The organism is Limnobaculum allomyrinae (assembly GCF_016649425.1).
Lineage (GTDB): Bacteria > Pseudomonadota > Gammaproteobacteria > Enterobacterales > Enterobacteriaceae > Limnobaculum > Limnobaculum allomyrinae.
The window spans coordinates 247,182-267,533 of sequence record NZ_JADRCR010000002.1; the positions used below are offsets into that span (position 1 = coordinate 247,182).

Below are 20,352 nucleotides of genomic sequence, written 5' to 3' on the forward strand. Positions count from 1 at the left end.
GAAAAGAACTGTCAGGCTATCTTATCGTTCTATTCAATTTCGCAATATATACACGTGGGTCTTGTAATAGCACTTTATAAGGATTCAGCCTTCTTCCTAATTTCATTTTCTTCCTTTCTAAAGTGCTGCAGAGCCTCTGTCCGGAAAACGTCACATGTTACCAACGCTTGAACATCGCTGTTTCTTCCAAGAAATGACATACTAATGCTACGCATCAGAACATCATTCCAGCGAAGTTCCTCGACAGGATCCGGAAGTGAAACTGACATTTCAATATTTCGGCTACTATAGACTTTCATCAATGACAACGAGAATGGGGTCTGTGATTTATTAAGTTTGTATCCAGAGCGCTCTTTCAAGATTCCACTAAGACGGTTTGCCTGATCAAGCATACTTTGGGGAACTGGCTGACCATTTATCTGCCGAGCAGATGTTAACGCAATAGCTTTCATTGATTCCATCCCGGGAAAGATAAAATCATTCAGAACGTAATAAAACTGCAATTGCTGGTTTACAGCATCTTCTGCTACTGTTCTTAATCCTTTGGCAACATCTTTGTTTCGCTGTTTTTCAGGTAAGCACATTTCCTTCTGACTTTGAATAATAATGTCCTCAAAAAATCTAGTCATTTCCACTGCAATTAATCCCTGTCGATGATCCTCACGCAAAACATCAATCATGCTTCTCATATTGTCATATGCCCTAGCATCAATGCTCAGGCTTGTTTTCTGAACAAATTTATCAATAGATTCAAGTTGCTTTGCAATGGGGATAGTGCAGAACTGTTTAAGTTCAAATGAGGATGAAAGTATGTTGGAAGCCATCATCTCATTACAATGATTATATATTTTGATGAGCTTGTCATTCAGTGCCACAAATTTTTCAGTGTCTTCAGATGTAGCTTTTTGTTGTGCTGACGTTTCATTGTAATAATTCACATATCTATGGGCACCCAAAATACTTAGAGTCACTAGCAAGCATCCTGTGGCAATCAGTATGCTGTATTGCTTTATGGATAATTTTTTAAAAAATCCCTTATAAAATGAACGTTGGATAGACTCATGTTCGCGGATAATATTCTCAAGTGTTTGCCAGCCAAGTACATGTATAGTGAAACGGCCTGACTCACTGTGAGAATAACTGAGTTCAAAAGCTCTTTGTTCAAGGTTTTTATCGTCCGGCCCCGTTGTGAGAATATAAAACTCATCAATTTTATACTGAAATCTTTCTGTACTTTTTACAGCTTTGTTAATGTCATCGGGGGACAGGCGGCTGGCATACCCCTGATTTCGCCCTTTGCACTGGACAGCAATAAATGTTCCATCATGCTTACAGTATAGATCTACGCCATCCTGACGTTGCCCATTTCTACCGTACTGACGGAAACGTTTTTGGAAAATTGCACTCATGATTGCAATGCTTAAACGTTCAAAATGCTGCCAGTCTGCTGGGATTGGGTAGTTTACTGTGTTCGGTGTTGTCATTACATATCTCAGAAGATTCAAAAATCCATTTTTAATAATTCCCATATATTTATTGTATTACTGGTTGAAAGTACATATTTACTTATTAATTGTTAAATTTATTTATACGGTAATGTATATTGCTTCAGCATTGTGAAAAGTTGTTTTTGGTCTGATAAGTCTGATCGATTCGTTATAAGGTTGCGTGTCTAACATGCCAATGACGAATAATCAGAGAAGAATGTCTTTGAGTACACTTTGAGAAGAACTAAGCCACAAGAAAAGGAAAAATTTCCGAGTGATTCAGCTTCTGCTAGGCCATAAGAAACTGGAAAGTACAGTTCGCTACTTGGACATTGAAGTCGATGATACACTGTATACATCTGAGTTCATTGAAGTGTGAATTTGACAGCCTTGTGCCAGAAACGTATATCAGCTAACAGCTGAGTGTATTAATCAATTGGGCGCAGTTCAACCTCACTGTGTAGGGGGCGTTAATCAGTGAATTTTTATAAGGTTACGAATGACGAGTTAAACTCATTCTGGCCGGCTCATTCCCCGGTAGCGTATATTTTTAGTCCATTCGTGTTAAATTTTTTACTGCCATTATAAACAATTGCGATGCTCTGAATAGGCCTGGTCAAACCGACATATAATTTGGCACGAGTATCGTTTGTGAGTTCTGCATTTTCATCCTGAAACCATTTCAACATAGGTGCTGTCGGATATATAAGCACTCGCTCAAATGTCAATCCTTTAGCGGTGCCAAAGGTAAAAATGGGATAGCGCTCGTCAACTGCACGTTTTTTATCCCAACGCAACTGAACAGGAGTGTATATTTCAAGGTAATGGCTGAGTAATTTTTCTGGCAGAAGGTAAACGCCATCATGCCCCGAAACATCACGCACGTTAGAGATTGAAGGCGCAAATTTGGGATATAATTTATTGGCAAAATCATTTATTTCGTGGAAACACCGGAAGTTTTCATTCAACATTTTGTCATCGAGGCTCACATCGGGTGTCTTATCTGCAAAGAAATTTACTATCGCTGCTTTTTTATACTTTGCATTTTTTTCCGTATTAACGGTACTGTATGTTGCCTGACGCGGATCTCCGACCAGCGTGATCTTTATTGGTGACTCAAACAATTTCTGTAGAATTTCGAGGTCGTATCCAGCAAGATCTTGTACCTCATCCACATAGATTTCATCAAAGCAAGATCTAAGTCGTTTAATAATGTTCCCATCGGATGCTTCTTCGCATCGAAGTGACAACTTTGCCATTTTGTCCGAATAAACTTTAAAGTCAGGGCTGAAATAGTACTGCCTGAAGTCTTTCTCCCCCCAGTACACTGTTATTATCTCTCTCACTTTAAAGGGCTTTTCACCAGACTTACTGTTGCATAGGATCATGCCTTTAATGTCATGATCAAAAAGACAGCCCTGATAGGGTCTTATCCAGTGCTTTATCAGAAATGAAAACCAAGTAATTACATACAGGTTTGACGGGACACAGCCGTTCTTTTTAATTATTTTCGCATTTATTTCATCCCGGCAGGCTTCAGTAAACGTAGTAATTAGAATACGTTTGCCTGAAGCAGCAGCCTGTAATGCTTCGCTGACAATAAAAGTACTTTTACCTGCCCCCGCAGAAGCGATGATTACTTTGTTCATTTTATCGAATCCAGAATGTACTGGGGATAACTAATACTCACTGCAGCAGTATTTTTATAATTAAATAACTTTAGCGCACAATCTGTTTTGTTAGTCCTCATGTGAATGTGCAAATCATCGTCACTGGTATAAGCAGTCTCAAATATAGCGTTGAGTTTCGCGAGACCGTTCACCTTGAGTAACTTAGGCTCAAGTGTATTGTAATTATACTTTTTCACTCCAACCATTAATGTGCCCTTGTCGACTATCGGGTCAAAACTGATATCAATATTTGCTTTCTTGTTCGCCCCCAGATATGCATCGTATTTCTTATTTACAACTGCAATATCACCGTCATTATCCGTGACAACACAAACAGGCTTACCAATGATAGAGGCTATCTCCATAAATCTCAGGAACGAAGTTCCAACGGAAATAACTTCAATACCGTCCTCTACGGGGAGTCGCCCGCCGTTAGCATCCATGTACGCCCTCTGAACTACCAGTTCGTCTGAATCTCCTTCCACCAGTATCGCTTTTTTGCATAAAACTAAACGTAATGTGTCGTAACCAGCAATTTTTTCAAAAAACTCTTTAGTACCTGAATTGAGTGATGTGAGTTTGGTTGTGATCCGGTTTGACAGGAAAATCAGGTCGGTTAATCCCAGCTTGTTTGCAACAAAGCTACTATGAGTGGTGATGATAATCTGTTTACCCGCACAGTTATCTTTTATAGTCTTGATGAGCATGTTCAACTTGGTATGGGACAGATTATTCTCGGGCTCTTCAATCAGAATGACATTCGATTCTTTTGCTTTGTTGTGGGAGAGTGCGAGGTTCGTTTTAACAATGCTTTGTTCGCCCTTGCCAATGAAGTTAAATGGTACATCATCCAAGCAGGTGATCAGACTTGATTCCCACGCTTTTTGTGAGGAAAGCTCAACTGAAATCGTTACGTTTTTACTGGTTATCTTACTTGCACCAATAATTTTCTTGTTAATAGTTTCGATAGAAGGATCCGAGATGAACGTTTCTTTCATCTTCCGGTGTGACTGGGAAACGCTGATGACCTCATCATCAGTAAGCAGGTCTTTAATGATCCTGCTGATGTAGACATCCGAACCGTTATTACCACGACCTGAAGACGAATCGATATACGCCGATTTCAACGGTATATTGCGTGATAATAGGGCATCCCTGTTGAAGCCCTTCCACACAATGTCGTAATACTCGATAGGTAGTGTTCTGATGTCGCCCGATTTTATCAGGGCTTCATAGGCGGACTTGTAGTCCTCGTTAAACTTAATTTTGAACACCACCCCGACTGAGGATGATTTCAGGCAGTTTCCATCGCCTTCAAGAAAGGCAGTGAGCGGCGTACTTTTAAAATGGAGCTCAACAAAAAGTTCCGGCGGTGGCAGTTTAATTGGGGTGGTGAGACTTGTCAGGTACTCTTTCACGAGTTGATCATTGAACAGATACTGGCTGATGTTGTTTTTAACTGACTTACCGGCATACATCCCGGTCAAACCCAGATTAATTGCCTCAAGTATAGTGCTTTTACCCGCTTCGTTATCGCCAACGATAATGTTTACTGACTCATTAAATTCAATGCAGAACCGTTCCTTAAAACCTTTAAAGCCTTGAATAATTAATTTAGTAATAATCACAAACATCTCCTTTGTATGCCATAAGTGTTAAAAAACCTGTTCAGAAAGACATACTCATCTTTAATATATATGATTCGATAAAAACTATGCCCATGGTGACGCAATACTATCGCAGTTTCTATTTTTTTCACACAGTGCTTCCCTTAACATTGCGAGACATCAGCAAGGGATATTGTCTGGATAGTGTACTTATATAGCCGTAAAAGCAGTGGTATGTCAGATGATTGAGATAAAGGAATAAATTCCATCACCTAGCAAATGTACCGAGAGTGTTTTTTTGTAGGGCAGTAATATAACTAGTAGTTGTAATTTTAATAGTGGATGGCATATAAAAAATATGAGATTAAATTCCCAATTCTAATATAAGAGAACCTTTTCTTATTAAGTGGTCTTTTCGAACGGAAATAATATTTATGATGTAAAATGGATATAATGCATCTTGAATTATACTACCTTCATTAATGAGTGGATCAAAAGTAGTAGAGGTATTTAGATCTTTAAACTCTTTCAATAGATATCGATATTGTTCTGATAAATCATATTTTCCTACGAGTTCAATAAATAAATCACAGTAATATATCTTTTTGCTAACAGGATAAGCATCCACTATTTCGGCTAGATCGCTTAGCACCATTATATCCCATGCTCGGAATGGCCAGAGCATGGGATACTCTCTTTTCATTTTTAGGATATCTGGGAGTGAAGGACTCATTTTATTTTGGCTAGGTATAAATAGCTCTTTTTTAATCATCCATTTTTTCCATTTTTGATAGTCCCGGTCAAAGTAAAACTGACGATTATTTAAGTATTCAGATGATAGTTTGGCTATCTCATTTTTTAGATATATTAACTTTTCTTTTTTATGATAAATATGTTTGCAATCAGATATGAATTGTAGCTTTATTTGATTAAATTTTACAGTTATTGATGGATGCTTAACCCAAGTCCAAGTCGGTGCATTTGATTCATTTGATTCATTTGAATAATGGCGACAAACTATACTTCTGTCATCCTTATAGCTCAGGGCAGGTATATCTTCGGTAAAAGAATAGATAATCGATATTACGCGATTGCCACTATATCCTTCGATTACTGCATAATCACTTGATTCATAACAGAGTAAAACCTTGTCACAGATTACATTTCTTTTAGGATAGACCAACCGAGTTTCTTTGTAAGATTGCCCTGTATAATCATACTCCATCTCTTTATGTATACTGGGTAAGTGAATTCTTTTGCTAGATATGGCCTTCCTAAGTGATGATAAAGCACTGTTTTTCCTTTTTGCCTTTTTTTTCTTTTTCTTTTTTTCAACTATCTCAAAATACTCAAGTTTCTTAATTTCAAGGTCTGAATGATAGATCCATTTGTACTTGACGAGATTATCTTTTATCAGAGAAATCCATTTAGCTATGCTGTTGCCTTCAGCAAGAGGAAAGTAGTATTCAATTGAATCAATCTGTTGGTCAATATAATACCGTTCTTTTTCCTCGTCACATTTGTGAGTAACGCAGACTTCAATAGCTACATTGCCAGTATCTGTCGCAAGATATATGTCTGCCAGATAAGGCCCGATCCTGTATTCGAGAGTTGACTCTTTAACTTCAGTTGTTAAGTCAGGAACGGTAATGTCTGTTTCATCGATGGTTATCTCATTTTTTGGAAGAGTAATCTCAGATAGAGAAGAGAAATGTAGTTGCATTGCTATATGTAACTGCGTCATCTGACAGTCACGGCTTTCTTCCTTTGTAGTATGAGAGAAGTGGTGTTGGACGATCTTTCCATTGTTCTTGGCAATCAGAGCATCACCACAATTCTTACAAACACAATTACAGCGCTTTCCGTTTGGCACTGAATCTACGTGAACTATCGTATTTGAGTCATTGTGAAGAGCATATTCAAAAAGCATTCGTACAATCCGTTTCCTTGCTTATCTATCCAGATCACCCAGCAAGCTTTAGTTGGCTAAGCTTGCATCATTATCTTTCTTTCATCAAGGTAGATAGCATGGTTACATGAACGGTACACATGATGGGTATCGGTATTAGCTATAATACAGAGTTTGTTGAAGGAAAAAGGGTTTCTGACCATAAAGTTGAGTTAGACAAAAAACACCTACAATCGAGATAAAATATATTTCTAGCTATTAAAAATGAAACTACCTACAAGGTTTTCTAGGGGATTGAATTTGGCTCTAACTATCAACTCAATAACATTAGCTCACTGCCTGACAATAGCTTCGAGACGACTCGGCAGTCCATCAACAAGTACTATCTGATAGTGAGTCTGGCCTATATAGGTAAAGCAGGCTAGTTCTTCTAATAAATCGTACCGTGCAATACGGTAAGTTAGTGCATCATTAGGATGACAAATTCGAGCATGCTTTAATAAATAACCTAACGCAGCTTCTTGAGTCAGCATCAACGCTAATGGATTCGTCGACGTTAGGCCTTCGTTGTTGTTACGAATAATTGGAACATGAATACTGAACGCTATCATTTTTAACCTTAATCCAATCAAGAATATAATATGTTTTAATCTATCAGATATCACCTCCTCGATTGATCGTTTGTACCGATCACAATGTAGGATATTGATCGCTGATGACGATGGCTGACATAAAAGATAATTTAATGAGGTTAATTAAAGATAATATTCTGATTTAAGACAATGATTAGATTTAAATTGTCGTTTATAAACCAATAGTTTCATACCTGTCATTTCTACCAGCTAGACACCTATTTATTATTCTGGTGCTATACGTAAAAGTTCCGTCTCAATTTTCTTAACTTTATCAAAATCGAAAGCAAGCTAATTGATGCTAGAGCAATGTGGCCAGTTTAATAATAATGAACTCTTAAGGCTCTACTGTTATGAATAACTTCGGTAGTGTGTATTACACGGCTAGTAATGTTAATAATCAGGCAAAGCGTACAAAATTTACTACGAAAGACATATATAACTCATACCAAAAAGCGGTTGGTGAATTATCCCATCGCCTGGATGACTGCCAAACGTCACTAAAAAAACAATTTTTAGAGGCTATTAAAGGGGCTGTCGACGTTATTGGCAGCTACATTGCTAATGTAAAATTACAAAGTATGGAGATTGTCGCTAAGTGAAAATTCTCTCTTATAACCCAGGCCACGATGGTGCTGTAGCATTCCTTGAAGATGGTCGCTTAATAATGTCTATTGAAGCAGAAAAAGATTCAAATAATCGATATTCTCCAGTTGGCATTTCAGATGTATTAGATTCTTTTGGTGAACTTGACGATATACCTGATGTTATTTGTGCTGGGGGGTGGTGGCCTAGAGATCATCATGAATATTTATACGGCTCAAAAATTAACGTTGGATACCGCGGTATATCAAGTACCGATATTATCATAAGTCAAAGGCAGTTTTTACAAAAACAGGTTAAATATTTTTCATCTTCACATGAACGTGCGCACATACTTTGCGCGTTCGGGATGTCAGAGTTTCCAAAAGGCACTCCATGTTATGCGTTAGTGTGGGAGGGGGCAATTGGTGCGTTCTACGAAATAGATTCGGATCTGAATATCACACTTATTGCTGATGTTTTGAATCAACCAGGGAATCGTTATGGATTACTTTACGGCTTAGCGGATCCAACGTTTCCTAAGAACGGTGCTTATCCGCGATTCTCAGATGCGGGGAAGCTTATGGCCTTAGCGTCGTTTTCGAATCGGAGTATTCCTCATTCAGAAGAAAAGAAACTCCTTAGTTTTCTATTGAATGGCCCGTTCAGACCATTGAGTGAGTATGAGAATATTGGACAAGCCCCACATTTTAATGTTGGATTAGAAGATAAAGAGTTTCGCAATTTCACAGGAATTTATAGTAACTCAATCTTCGATATTTTTTATCAGTTCGCAAAGAAAAACTTAAATAAAAAGCAACCTCTTATTATTGCAGGAGGGTGCGGCTTGAACTGCGACTGGAATAGCAAGTGGAAAGAAACAAACCTTTTTACGGAAGTTTTCGTGCCTCCGGTTGCTAACGATTCCGGAGTCGCTATAGGTACAGCTATTGATGCTCAATTCCATTTTACAGGTAATCCCAAGATTGCATGGGATGTTTACAGTGGCCTTAATTTTAGAATGGATAAGACATACAACTCCGAGAAATATGATATCTACAGTATCGACAACGATCAGGTTGCCGATATGCTGGCCAACGATCTCATCCTCGGATGGGTGAGTGGTAGATACGAAATTGGGCCACGTGCACTTGGTAACAGGTCTATCCTTGCAGCTCCGTTCCGAGAGAGTACCAGAGTTCGTTTGAACGAAATCAAGCAACGTGAACAATTCCGCCCAATTGCTCCAGTTTGTCTTTTGGAAGATGCTGAAAAGTGGTTCGGATGTAATCACGAGAGTCCATATATGCTCTTTACGCACCGAGCGAAAACAGAAGCCCTTGCGGCAGTCACACATGTTAATGGTACTGCACGTATCCAGACAGTTACATCTGCAACAAACAAAAGTCTTCATGATCTACTTACTGCATTCAAAACTCGTACCGGTTACGGTGTCTTATGCAATACCTCTCTCAATTTTAATGGTAAAGGCTTCATCAACAACATCACCGATCTTGGTACATACGTAGAGGAGCATGGTCTGGATGGCTTTGTGGTCGGAGGTCAAGTACATCTTTTAATTGATTCTCCACGTTATCAGGCATATACGAGGATCTTCTCCCTTGCATCCAACACTATAGAATCATTCGACACCAGCTCAATTAGTCGTTGAGCGGTAATACTACTATGTGGCCATTCATTGTATGCTTTATATTCGACACCGGTATCATCGATACAACCAATATTAAGCTGTTGTTGCTTATATAAATCGTTATACCAAATCGATGAAATACAGGTCATCGCTTTAGGTTGAGGTTTTTCAGTCAGGCCTTTCTGGCCTAAATATAGAGATAAACCTAATTTTGATTGCGGATAAGTTGCATAACCACCTTGTTGACGTAACTGATTAAGTTTTTGGGAAAAATCGTTAGTAAGATAGTAAGTATATCTCTGTGGTTGAAGTTCTCCGCTTATATGTAATGCATAGCTATTGCTGGCAATTAATAATAACCCGGTAATGCAAATTACATTAGAAATGATTTTATTTAATAACATGACTGTTCCTTTTCTCTAAATAATTGAATGATGAGTGAGTACCTAATATCCGGTCAGCTATTAACCAAAAAAGAATCCCCACACCTTCTTAGCTGCGGATACAACAACACCTTTAGTCGCTTTCAATACCGTTTTTACAGGGGAAGGTAGAGGTACAACGTCTAACAAGTTATCAATGAAATCACTGACTCCTTCGCCGAAAGCCTCTATTGATTCTTCGACTGCCTGATCGGTTCTGTTTTTGGGATCGACCTGGGCGATAACATTGCTTTTGGCGTGCTTTGGGAGACATCGAATGATTTCCTCAACCAACAGATCAATGTTGTATTTATCGTTTGCGGATACGGCAACAATCTGATTTCTTGGGTAGTGGAAGCACTTTTCAACGTAGGTTTGTTTTTCTTTGATATGTTGAAGCTGTAATGGGGAGGGACGGTTGTTCACGGTATCCCACTCTCGATAGGGCTCAATTTTGTCGATCTGATTTAAGACAAAAACAATTTTGTCATCTCCCTGCAAGCTGGCTTTAATCACATGGTGATAAAAATATTCATCGGATGCGAAAGCACGGTCATCCCCCTTTAATACCCAAAGTACAATATCTAAATCGGGTAATAGTGAGCGGTACAATTTCTTATACTCTTCATCGCGTTCCTTACTTTCACCGACGCCCGGAATATCTATCAAAATGAGAGACCGTTTGCCAAAGGTTAGCTTCATTCGCTTGACCTCTCGGGTACAGGCTCCTACATCGCTGACATCACAAATGTTGCTGCGAAATATGGCATTACATAAACTCGATTTTCCTGCTCCCGTTTTTCCCATTACACCAATGACCGGCTCGTAGTTAATGGTGTGCTTTAATTTATCTACGATTTTGTCACTGAGTGACTTAGGCAAAATATCTAAGTAAGACCTAACAATTTCAATGCCAGATTTATCATCCATAACGCTTTCCTTTTGAAGGTTTTTTTAAAGGCTTCAGTCTATCAACTCACTGATTAGGGATTGATCGTTTGTACCGATCGCATGATGGTTCATTGATCGTCACCAGCGATCAATGAGGTTAAAAACAACTAAACGTTATTTCGCTGGGGGAATATGCTTAATATTCTTCTATATTGAATATTTATCTTGGTCGATTCAGTCCATATTTACACAGCTAGACTGTACTAACGGTGTATGACTGCAATAGGCAGGTGGCGTTAAACGAAAGAGTGAGAGACGTGCTGAACAGAGTATTAAATATAATAAATAACGCTTATACGTACTTTATGACTCCTCAACACTGATTTTGCACTGATAGGTATCATATGAATGGTAACGACAGAAGTTACGTTGCCAGAGGCTGAACAGCGGCCCGTAGGCAGCAATAGGTTCTGAAGTCATACCTAACTGGTAACCAATGCCCCGGCTAAAGTCAAAATCAATGGCATAAGTTGATTCGTGGCCAAATGGTGTAGGTATATAGGTAAATTCAGTGACGTAACAAATATGCCAGCGATTATCCTGTTTCCTTTCTAGCCTAATCTCAACAGGGCGGTAACCGCCTGATTTTGCCGTATAGTCAGCATTGCTGTAATTGAGCGTAATGCTGAAGACCTTAGGGTGACATTCAATGGCGTTGGCCAACAGATTAATGAAAGGTTTAAAAATTGGTAAATCACAGGTAATCGTTAAGTGTGGAACTCTTCTCTTTAGTCGTGTTAATTTTAATTTCATAAATACTTCTCATTCGTATTTTTGTTCATGGATAAAAAAAGAGGCGGCACAGGCCACCTCTTGGTTTAGATAAAATTTAGTGTTTAGTTAGTCAGGCCAATTTAGCAAATTCGAATGGGCTAGTTTCTTTTTTTCGATTCTCATCCAAATAATCTGCCCACCACTGCACCATCAATCTCCGCTCATCTAAGTGCTCAGCCTTATGAATATATGCAGCACGAACCCCGTCACGCTCCTGATGGCTCATTTGTCGTTCAACACCATCCCTAGACCACAGCCCAGACTCAATTAATGCACTACAGGCCATGGTACGGAAGCCATGACCACAGACTTCTGTCTTGGTGTCATAGCCCATTACGCGTAAAGCCTTATTCACCGTATTTTCACTCATTGGTTTATTAGCGTTATGATCACCAATAAAGATAAGCTCATGGTCACCGCTGATTTGGTGTATCTGTTTTAAGATCTCCATGGCCTGTCTACTTAGGGGAACAAGGTGAGTTGTTCTCATCTTAGAGCCTCTGTGTGAGTGTTTAACACCTTCCAGTTCTTCTCGTTCTCCCGGTATTGTCCAAAGCGCTCGTTCAAAATCGATTTCTGACCAACGAGCAAAGCGCAGTTCACTGGAACGGATAAAGATGAGTAAGGTCAATTTCACTGCTAGGGTGGTTAGGTATCTTCCCTGGTAGTTATCCAGCCGGGTAAGTAGCTCTGGGATTCGTTCAAAAGGAAGGGCAGGGCGGTGGACTTTCTTGCCGGTAGCTATAGCGCCAGTTAAATCCTGCGCTGGGTTGTAGTCGATAATGCCGTTCTGTACGGCATAGCGCATGATCGCCGTAGTACGCTGTTGTAAGCGTGCGGCGACCTCTAATCGACCAGATTGCTCGACTCGCTTTATAGGGACTAATAAATCGCAAGTTTTTAAATCTGCGATATGACGATCACCAATAGAAGGGAAAATCTCTAGCTCAAGGGTTCTAAGGATCCTTGCTCCATGAGCAGGTGACCATTTTTTATTGCTGCTATGCCAAGCTCTGGCTATTTCAGCAAAGGTATGAGCATTCGATTGTTCTATCTTGACGGCTTTTTTCTGTTCATTTGGATCGATGCCATTAGCAATTAATTTTTTTGCTTCATCACGTTTTTGCCTTGCCTCAGAAAATGATATTTCAGGGTAGACACCGAAAGCCAACGTTTTTTCTTTACCGTCAAAGTAATAACGCAGTCGCCAGTATTTTGAACCGTTTGGATGGACGAGAAGAATAAGCCCTCCGCCATCGGTAAGCTTATGGGCTTTTTCTGACGCCTTTGCTGTGCGTACTTTTACATCGGTTAGAGCCATAGTCCTTGCTCCTTTCTATTGTTTTTGCGGGTACATTATTTATCGAACCGGAATATACCCGCATTTGTACCCGCAAATAGAAGTTGATGTGGGTTGAATCGAGTATACGTAAGTTGAGTGAAAAGGCACGGAAAGGCTTGCAGAACTGGGATTTCAGACATAAAAAAAGACCTCAGTTGAGGTCTATTTACATTCTAATGGTGCCTGAGGCCGGACTCGAACCGGCACACCCGAAGGCGGTTGATTTTGAATCAACTGCGTCTACCGATTTCGCCACTCAGGCACTGAGCAGAATGCGGAAAACTTCGGCATTATACCTGTCAGACAACGCTGCGCAAGCGTTATCCCTTAAATTTCATCTAACTGGTTCTAAAATAGCCGATAAGTGATAGTTGGTGGCCTTGCGGCCACCGGATACTACTTTCGCAATCGTCATAGCGTCGCTGTTCTTTATTGCTGGTAACAAACAAAGAGACGTTAGCCATGTTGGTTGCTACATCGGTACTGCTTACTGCCAGGTGGCACACAGAGGTCTTCTGGTCCTCTGTGTGCCGTACAGTCTTTTTATCGCATCGGAACAATAAAGAGACTGAATCACTATCGTTGAGGCTTACAGCGCCGCATTCAGGCGCGTTTTCATCTCATCGACAAAGTTTTCGGGTAATGGACGTATTACGCCCTGGCGCAGCGGCTGACACCATGCCGGTTCAGGAAAGTGGCTGTCGTCTTCATTGCGCGGAATGATATGCCAGTGCAGATGCGGCAGGCCGGTACCCAGGCTGGCGACATTCATTTTTTTTGGGCTGAGTAACTGGCGAATGTTTTTCTCCACTTCAGCCACTACCTGCATAATGCGGTTGCGCTGCTGCGGGTCTAAATCGCTTAATTCAGCCAGATGTTCATTCCACACGACCCGGCACCAGCCGGTAAAATCGGTCTGTTCTACAAACAGTACTCGGCACTGGTCATCGTGCCACAGCACATACTCATTTTCAGGATGGCAATAGCCACAAGATGCATTGCTCATAACGGCTCCATGGTAAATTCAGGTCATAGTTACCCCGGCAGATAATTCATGCTTATCAGCCTGGTACAGTATTTATTGGTCTTTGTGCCGCGAAAAACGCAGGCGCTGCGTTATTTATCCGGGGCGTTTAATTACGGAATCTCTAACCACCAGCGTTGGTGTAAATAAAAACTCTTCAGCATTGATATGAGGAGAATTCAGCCGGCTGATTAGCCGTTCTACCATAATGGTTGCCATATCCGCCAGCGGTGGGGCCACTGACGTCAGAGCCGGCGTGATTAATCCCGACAGTGAGATATTATCGATACCCACAATAGAGATATCTTCCGGAACCCGAATTCCCTTACTACGCAGGCCGGCAATCAGGCCAATAGCCAGCACGTCGTTAATCGCGACAATACCATCCGGCTTAAGCGGTAATTCACCGATCGTTGCCGCCAGCTGGTTTCCCAGCTCAACCATCTCGGTATCACCGTAAGCTTTGGTGGCTTTGCCCTCAATGACCCGGGCGTGGGTTTTCATTCCCTTTTCGGCAGCCAGTGCCAGAAAGCCTTCTATCTTATGGCAACGGCTGATGGTGCGGGTGGTTTCGGTGACAAAGGCGATTTCACGGCAACCCTGATCGATCAGGTACTGAGCGGCAATGCGCCCGGCTTGCCGGTTATCCATTGAGACGCTGTCATACAGAATCTGGTTAGACTCCGCATCGGTTACCGAACTTCCGTCATAGTTCACCATCACCAGACCGTTTTCTGCCGCTTCGGAAAAGTGGCTTTTTTCGATAGAGCTGGAAACCACAATAACGCCACGTACGCCGTGGGACATTAAATCGGTGAGAAAAGCCTGTTCTTCGTCCTCTTCCCGATAGGTATTTCCCAACAGCACCCGATAGCCATGATTGTTTTTGGCCGCCAGATCCACTTCCCGCGCCAGTGCTGCAAAGCTGGGGTTAACGATAGAAGGAACCAGTAGCCCAATCATTTTGGCATGCCCGGTTTTTAACTGCTGGGCTGCCCGATTCGGGTGATAGTTCAGTTCCAGCATGGCGTTTTCGATGCGCACCAGCGTTTCCTGACGCATCTGATCGGTTCGCCCGTTAAGAACATTGGAGACCGAACTGACCGATACGCCTGCACGACTTGCTACATCACGAATATTTGCCATGTTATTCCCTGCTGCTGGTTTATTTTTATCAATGATTCTAAAGGTTTTTTATCCGTAAGCGATATCTATTTACGACAGCACGGTTCACTGGGCCCGCTATCGCAAATCGCAAGGCTTATGGTGCCATCTGGCCGCCGTTTACATCCACAATCTGTCCGGTGATATAACCACTGAAGGCATGGGTCGCCAGAAACAGATAGGTCGGCGCCACTTCCTCAATAGTGCCAAAACGGCCCATGGCAATAGAGTTACGCATATTAGTTAGTACTTCCTCACTTTTACCGTGATGGAAAGCGGTATCAATGCTGCCTGGTGAGACAATGTTGAAGCGAATATTGTCTTTGGTAAATTCTTTCACCCAGTTGCGATGAATATTATGAACCCAGGCTTTGGCGCTGCCGTAAATACCTGCGCCGATACCGGCACCGTCGCGTCCGGCAATGGAACCGGTGCTGAGTACGGCGGTTGTCAGGCCGGTCTCTTTGGCGGCATCCCGTAAATGCGGGATAGAATATTTAGTGACCATCAGTACCGAACGAACGTTCAGATCCATAACGTGGTCGTAAAACGCATCGTCAATATTCTCCAGATTACTGCGACCACCCAGACCACCGGCGTTGTTAATCAGCACGTCCATACCACCAAACTGCGTGATAAAATCGCTCACCAGTTTTTCGCAATGGTCGCTTTTCGTCAGATCCGCAGGGAAGAGTGAATACTCACCCGGTAGTTCATCCAGTTCCGCCAGCGTTTTGGCATCGTCAATACGGCTCAGGCCGTTAATGCCGACTTTGGCACCATAGCGTAAAAACAGTTTGGCGGTTGCCAGTCCGATACCTGCGGTAGAACCGGTGATCAGAACGCGTTTTCCTTTTAATTCTCTTAACATAATAAACCTCGGTTGTTTTTAATGATTAATTTATTGTTTATACGTCCGGCAATATCGGGTATTGCCGCAAATGACTGTTAATAACCCATCAGTCTTGGCAACCAAACTGTAATCGTTGGCACCATGGCCACCACGATGATCCCGACCATAACGACCGCCAGATATTTCAGCATCGGGCGAATGACGTTTTTCATCTCTACGCCGCAAATGGCGCAGGTGGTGTAGAGTCCGAGCCCGATGGGGGGTGAAAACAGGCCAAAGCCCATCGCCAGCACCATCACAATGCCGAAGTGCAGTGGGTCGAAGCCCAGTTGAACCGCAATCGGTACCAGAATCGGTGCGAAGATAATCAGCGCCGGAGCACCTTCCAGTACCGCACCGAAGATAATCAGAATCACGATAGTCAGTATCAGGAACAGCCAGGCACCGTGGCTAAAGCCGATGGCCACCAGTGCGTCAGCAATCATTTGCGGAATCATCTGGATAGTCAGGGCATAGGAGAGGCTGGTGGCACAGGCCACGATAAACAGCAGCACACCGGACATCGCCGCGATATCCACAAACAGTTTTACCGTCGCTTTTAACGTCAGTTCACCAAAGGCCAGACGACCAACCACCAGAGCGTATACCACGGCGAAAGCGGAGATCTCAGTGGAAGTAGCAATACCGGCAACCACGCCGCGGCCAATCATCAGAATCATAATCAGGCCAACCGCCGCGCCCAGCAGCAGTTGCTTGCGTGGGCGTAGGATCGGATAGGCGTCGGAGATACTGATACGTTTGCCAAAGAAGTTAGCGGCAATCAGTAACAGCACCAGCAGACAGGCCGCAGGTACCAGACCGGCGATAAACAGCGCGCCAATGGAGATGTTGGCGACAAAGCCTAATACAATCAGGTTAACGCAAGGTGGGATGGTTTCCGCCATCATGGCCGAGGCAGCAAATACGCCGGCGGCTTCTTCACTGTCCTGCTTGGCTCGACGTACTGCCGGCATTAATACCCCGCCCACGGCGGCAACGTCTGCCAGTTTGGAGCCGGAAATACCGGAGAAGAATGCCATAGCCAGCACGGTGGTCATATTCAGACCACCGCGGAATTTACCCATACCGCGTACAATCAGTTCAACCAGTCGGGTGGACATACCGTTGACTTCCATCGCGGCACCGGCCAACAGGAAGAATGGAATTGCCAGCAACACAAAGTGGTCAACACCGGCAGCAACCTGCTGAGAGAAGAAGACAAACGGTAGCGATGGGTCACAAATAAAGAACACCATGGCTGACATGCCGAGCGTAAAGGCAATGGGCACACCGGCCAGAATACCCAACACAAAGCAGGAGAGCATTAATACCGCTGCCGCAGAGGAAGGGTCATCCATAAATGACAGTTTGGCATAGCCAATGGCGACTAATATTGCGATAGCCACGGCGCTCAGCATCACTACTCTTAGTCTTTCACGCAGGGCGTGTTCCAGTGCGGCAACCACCATCACGACTGAACCAATAAATACCGGAATGACGTAGATAACCTGTGGCAGGCCGGTTTCTGTGGTTTGCAGTCGGGCGGCCTGAACCAGATCGTAACTTGAAATCACCAGACCGATAGAAACCATAAACAGTATCCAACGGCTGGCGTGTACCACATAAGGGCGAACGTGCGGCGGCAGGAAGCGTAAAAACAGGTCTACGCCAATATGGCCTCCGCGACCGGTAGAGGTGGCGACACCAAAGAATACCAGTGCAATCATTAACGCTCTGGCGACCTCTTCAGCCCAGTGCAGCGGTGAGTGCAGGGCATAGCGCCAGATAACGGAAGCGAATACCACCACCACGTTAATAAACAGCACCAAGGCGCCCGCACCGGCGGTAATTTTGGTAAGGAATCGACTCAGGCTGCTGAGAATCATAATATCTCTCGGGCCTGGTACCGGCGTAGTTTCCGCCGTGCCGATCTCATTTTCGATAAGAGAGGAGTCTGACATAATGTACCTCTGTCGGTGGTCAATCCGTGAAATAACGGCGCAGGGATCCCGGAGCGATAGAGTGGAGTCTCTCTGCGCCCGGCTGTTATTTCTGGAATAACCTTTCTAATTAATTAGTTATTTTCAGCGCTGGTAATTTCATCAACGATAGGTTTGATATCCGGATATTTGGTAATAAATTCATTCCATACCGGCTGAACCTGTTGTTTGAAATAGTCCCGGTCAGTGGCTTTAAACACCACGCCTTTTTTCTCCAGCTCGACAATGGCATTTTTTTCCATCGATTGTGATTGCTGACGCTCATAGTTGGTGGCTTCGGTAGCTGCTGCCAGTACGTCGGCGCGCAGGTTTTCCGGAATGCGTTCAAATGAGGCTTTATTCATGGCAATCAGCACCGGGTTGTAAATGTGCTGGGTGAGGGTGGCATTTTGGGCAATTTCATAATATTTGCTGGCGAACACCGTAGCAGCATCGTGCTCAACGCCGTCAATGACGCCCATTTGCAGGCCGGAATAGACTTCACCACCGGGCATCGGAATGGCAACCGTTCCCATACTGTTCAGGGTGGCAATAAAGTTAGGCACCGGTAATACGCGAACTTTTAAGTTTTTCAGATCGTCCGGGCTATCCACCACTTTCTTGGTGTAGATGTTGCGAGCCCCCAGACTATAGCCATAGCCCAGTACCATGACGTTCGCTTTTTGCATCATCATATCGGACAACTGTTTGCCGGGTTTGCCATCCAGCGCTCGGCCAACGTGCTCGTAGTCTTTAAACAGATAGCCTAAGTCGAGTACGCCGACTTCAGGCACCAGCGTAGCCCAAATGGAGCTGCCGGAAATCATCATATTGATGGCGCCAATACGCACTTGCTGAGTCGCGTCGGCCTCTTTGCCTAACATGCCGTTAGGGAAGTAATTCAGTTTGATTTTGCCTTTTAGATTCTCATTGGCTTCCAGATTGCTCTGGAAACGCTGAAACCAAACGTAGTGAGCTGAGTTTTCGTCAGCGGGCAATGAGGAATAAACGCGAAACGAGACGGTGGGCGCGGCATTCGCCAGGCTGCTAATGGCTAATCCAGCCATCATGGTTAAGCCCATACAGGTACACACTAAAGTCTTTCGTAAAGAATGCTGAATCTTGTCGCTCATGATTATTTTCCTATAGTCTTCACGCTATTGATTTTTAAGTAATAAAGTCCTTTCCGGTAGGGCGGATACCATCAGACTTTATTCTTTAAAGCATTGTTCATTTTTTCTTCTGTAACGTTTTAGTGAACCGTTACAGAAAACATATAGAGAGAGGAAAAACAATTCAACCATTATTCGAGAAATTGGCTATTAAATAGCTAAAGTGTGATTTGAATCGATAAATCTTTGGGGGAAATGGGAGAGAAAGGTCAGGCTTTGGAGCGGTATAAATGATTGCCCCCGGATAAACTATCCGGGGGCAATGGCCGAGTAATCAACTATTTTTCCGGCGTGGAAATGTGGATCTCTACCTGCTGCTGTTTCAAATAGGAAGCCAACTGTACCGGCGGCATTTCATCGGTAAACAGGGCGGTTGCCTGATTTACATTACCAATCTCTACCGCCGCAGAGGCATGATATTTGGTGTGATCGGCCGCCAGTAACATATGGCGAGAATGGGCGATCATCGCTTTTACTATCGCCGCCTCATTGACATCGAACTCCAGAATGCTGCCGTCATTTTCAATAGCACCCATACTGGTAATCAGATAGTCAGCGCGAAAGCCTTCAACAAAGGATACCGCGCTGGGGCCAATTATTCCGCCGTTATGGGGGCGAATGGTTCCACCGGGAACCATCACTTCAAACGAGGTGTGTTTATACAGAATATGGGCCGCGCGCAGGCTATTGGTGATAACCCGTAAGTTTTTACGCACCTCCAGCGCTCTGGCGACGTGTTCTACCGTGGTACCAATGGTCATAAACAGCGTACAGCCATCCGGAATGTACTCGGCAATGCTGCGGGCAATGGCAATTTTCTCATTGGTATAGGAAATTTCACGCTGTTCAAAAGCGGTATTCGTTACGCTGGAAGGGCGGCCCGCCCCGCCATGATGTCGGGAAATCAGCCCCAACTCGCTTAACTTACGGATATCTCGTCGCACTGTCTGAGTGGAAACATCTAAAATCTGTGCCAGATCTTCGATATTCATATAACCGTGTTCGGCTATCAGGGTAATCAGATGGTCATGCCTTGGATTACCCGTTAGTTCCGTCAATTCCATCCTCTGTCTCCCATAAATTGACATCGCTTC

At 43.1% G+C, this 20,352-nt stretch carries 18 protein-coding genes and 1 tRNA gene; 2 read left to right on the plus strand and 17 right to left on the minus strand.

Features of this window, described 5'->3' with window-relative positions; genetic code table 11:
* Positions 1-74: 74 nt before the first annotated feature.
* The 5 genes from I2494_RS05350 to I2494_RS05370 all read right to left on the minus strand — a co-directional run bounded on the left by I2494_RS05350 (position 75) and on the right by I2494_RS05370 (position 7,284).
* Complete coding sequence (locus tag I2494_RS05350) at positions 75-1,484, minus strand: PDDEXK family nuclease (RefSeq protein ID WP_218466077.1); 1,410 nt, start codon at positions 1,482-1,484, stop codon at positions 75-77.
* A gap of 530 nt (positions 1,485-2,014) precedes the next feature.
* Positions 2,015-3,136 (minus strand): UvrD-helicase domain-containing protein, encoded by a 1,122-nt coding sequence (locus I2494_RS05355; RefSeq protein WP_218466078.1) that lies wholly within the window; start codon positions 3,134-3,136, stop codon positions 2,015-2,017.
* Entirely contained in the window at positions 3,133-4,785 is a 1,653-nt protein-coding gene (locus I2494_RS05360; protein WP_218466079.1) for an ATP-dependent nuclease, read from the minus strand. Before I2494_RS05360 ends, I2494_RS05355 begins: the two co-directional genes overlap by 4 nt.
* A 343-nt stretch (positions 4,786-5,128) precedes the next feature.
* Positions 5,129-6,694: a competence protein CoiA family protein gene (locus I2494_RS05365; protein ID WP_218466080.1), complete on the minus strand. Its 1,566-nt coding sequence runs from the start codon at positions 6,692-6,694 to the stop codon at positions 5,129-5,131.
* A gap of 311 nt (positions 6,695-7,005) precedes the next feature.
* Positions 7,006-7,284, minus strand: a complete 279-nt coding sequence (locus tag I2494_RS05370) for a hypothetical protein (RefSeq protein WP_218466081.1) — start codon at positions 7,282-7,284, stop codon at positions 7,006-7,008.
* 374 nt (positions 7,285-7,658) lie between these two features.
* Between I2494_RS05370 and I2494_RS05375 the strand changes: the two genes are divergently transcribed.
* Together I2494_RS05375 and I2494_RS05380 are read left to right on the plus strand one after the other, a co-directional pair.
* On the plus strand, positions 7,659-7,907 hold the full coding sequence (locus I2494_RS05375) for a hypothetical protein (RefSeq protein WP_218466082.1): 249 nt from the start codon (positions 7,659-7,661) through the stop codon (positions 7,905-7,907).
* Complete coding sequence (locus tag I2494_RS05380) at positions 7,904-9,559, plus strand: carbamoyltransferase C-terminal domain-containing protein (RefSeq protein ID WP_218466083.1); 1,656 nt, start codon at positions 7,904-7,906, stop codon at positions 9,557-9,559. Before I2494_RS05375 ends, I2494_RS05380 begins: the two co-directional genes overlap by 4 nt.
* Here the strand turns inward: I2494_RS05380 and I2494_RS05385 are convergent.
* The 12 genes from I2494_RS05385 to I2494_RS05440 form a co-directional block, all read right to left on the minus strand.
* Complete coding sequence (locus I2494_RS05385) at positions 9,484-9,942, minus strand: hypothetical protein (RefSeq protein WP_218466084.1); 459 nt, start codon at positions 9,940-9,942, stop codon at positions 9,484-9,486. The two genes, I2494_RS05380 and I2494_RS05385, sit on opposite strands and share 76 nt — an antisense overlap.
* A 60-nt stretch (positions 9,943-10,002) precedes the next feature.
* A complete protein-coding gene (locus I2494_RS05390) occupies positions 10,003-10,890 on the minus strand; it encodes a GTPase family protein (RefSeq protein WP_218466085.1) in 888 nt (295 codons plus the stop codon).
* Positions 10,891-11,214: 324 nt separating this feature from the next.
* Entirely contained in the window at positions 11,215-11,664 is a 450-nt protein-coding gene (locus tag I2494_RS05395; RefSeq protein ID WP_218466086.1) for a DUF2787 family protein, read from the minus strand.
* A 91-nt stretch (positions 11,665-11,755) separates the two neighbouring features.
* Entirely contained in the window at positions 11,756-13,006 is a 1,251-nt protein-coding gene (locus I2494_RS05400) for a tyrosine-type recombinase/integrase (RefSeq protein WP_218466087.1), read from the minus strand.
* Positions 13,007-13,204: 198 nt separating this feature from the next.
* Positions 13,205-13,289 (minus strand) — tRNA-Leu (locus I2494_RS05405).
* 76 nt (positions 13,290-13,365) lie between these two features.
* A complete protein-coding gene (locus I2494_RS05410) occupies positions 13,366-13,533 on the minus strand; it encodes a hypothetical protein (protein ID WP_218466088.1) in 168 nt (55 codons plus the stop codon).
* 83 nt (positions 13,534-13,616) lie between these two features.
* The gene (locus I2494_RS05415; protein WP_218466089.1) at positions 13,617-14,033 is read right to left on the minus strand and encodes an HIT family protein; all 417 of its coding nucleotides are present in this window, start codon (positions 14,031-14,033) and stop codon (positions 13,617-13,619) included.
* A gap of 114 nt (positions 14,034-14,147) precedes the next feature.
* Positions 14,148-15,197, minus strand: coding sequence for a LacI family DNA-binding transcriptional regulator (locus I2494_RS05420; RefSeq protein ID WP_218466090.1), 1,050 nt, complete (start codon positions 15,195-15,197; stop codon positions 14,148-14,150).
* Between the two features lie 115 nt (positions 15,198-15,312).
* Positions 15,313-16,086, minus strand: coding sequence for an SDR family NAD(P)-dependent oxidoreductase (locus I2494_RS05425; RefSeq protein WP_218466091.1), 774 nt, complete (start codon positions 16,084-16,086; stop codon positions 15,313-15,315).
* A 77-nt stretch (positions 16,087-16,163) separates the two neighbouring features.
* The gene (locus I2494_RS05430; protein WP_218466092.1) at positions 16,164-18,068 is read right to left on the minus strand and encodes a TRAP transporter large permease; all 1,905 of its coding nucleotides are present in this window, start codon (positions 18,066-18,068) and stop codon (positions 16,164-16,166) included.
* Between the two features lie 113 nt (positions 18,069-18,181).
* Positions 18,182-19,219, minus strand: a complete 1,038-nt coding sequence (locus I2494_RS05435; RefSeq protein WP_218466093.1) for a TRAP transporter substrate-binding protein — start codon at positions 19,217-19,219, stop codon at positions 18,182-18,184.
* A gap of 317 nt (positions 19,220-19,536) precedes the next feature.
* The gene (locus tag I2494_RS05440) at positions 19,537-20,322 is read right to left on the minus strand and encodes a DeoR/GlpR family DNA-binding transcription regulator (protein ID WP_218466094.1); all 786 of its coding nucleotides are present in this window, start codon (positions 20,320-20,322) and stop codon (positions 19,537-19,539) included.
* Positions 20,323-20,352: the final 30 nt, after the last annotated feature.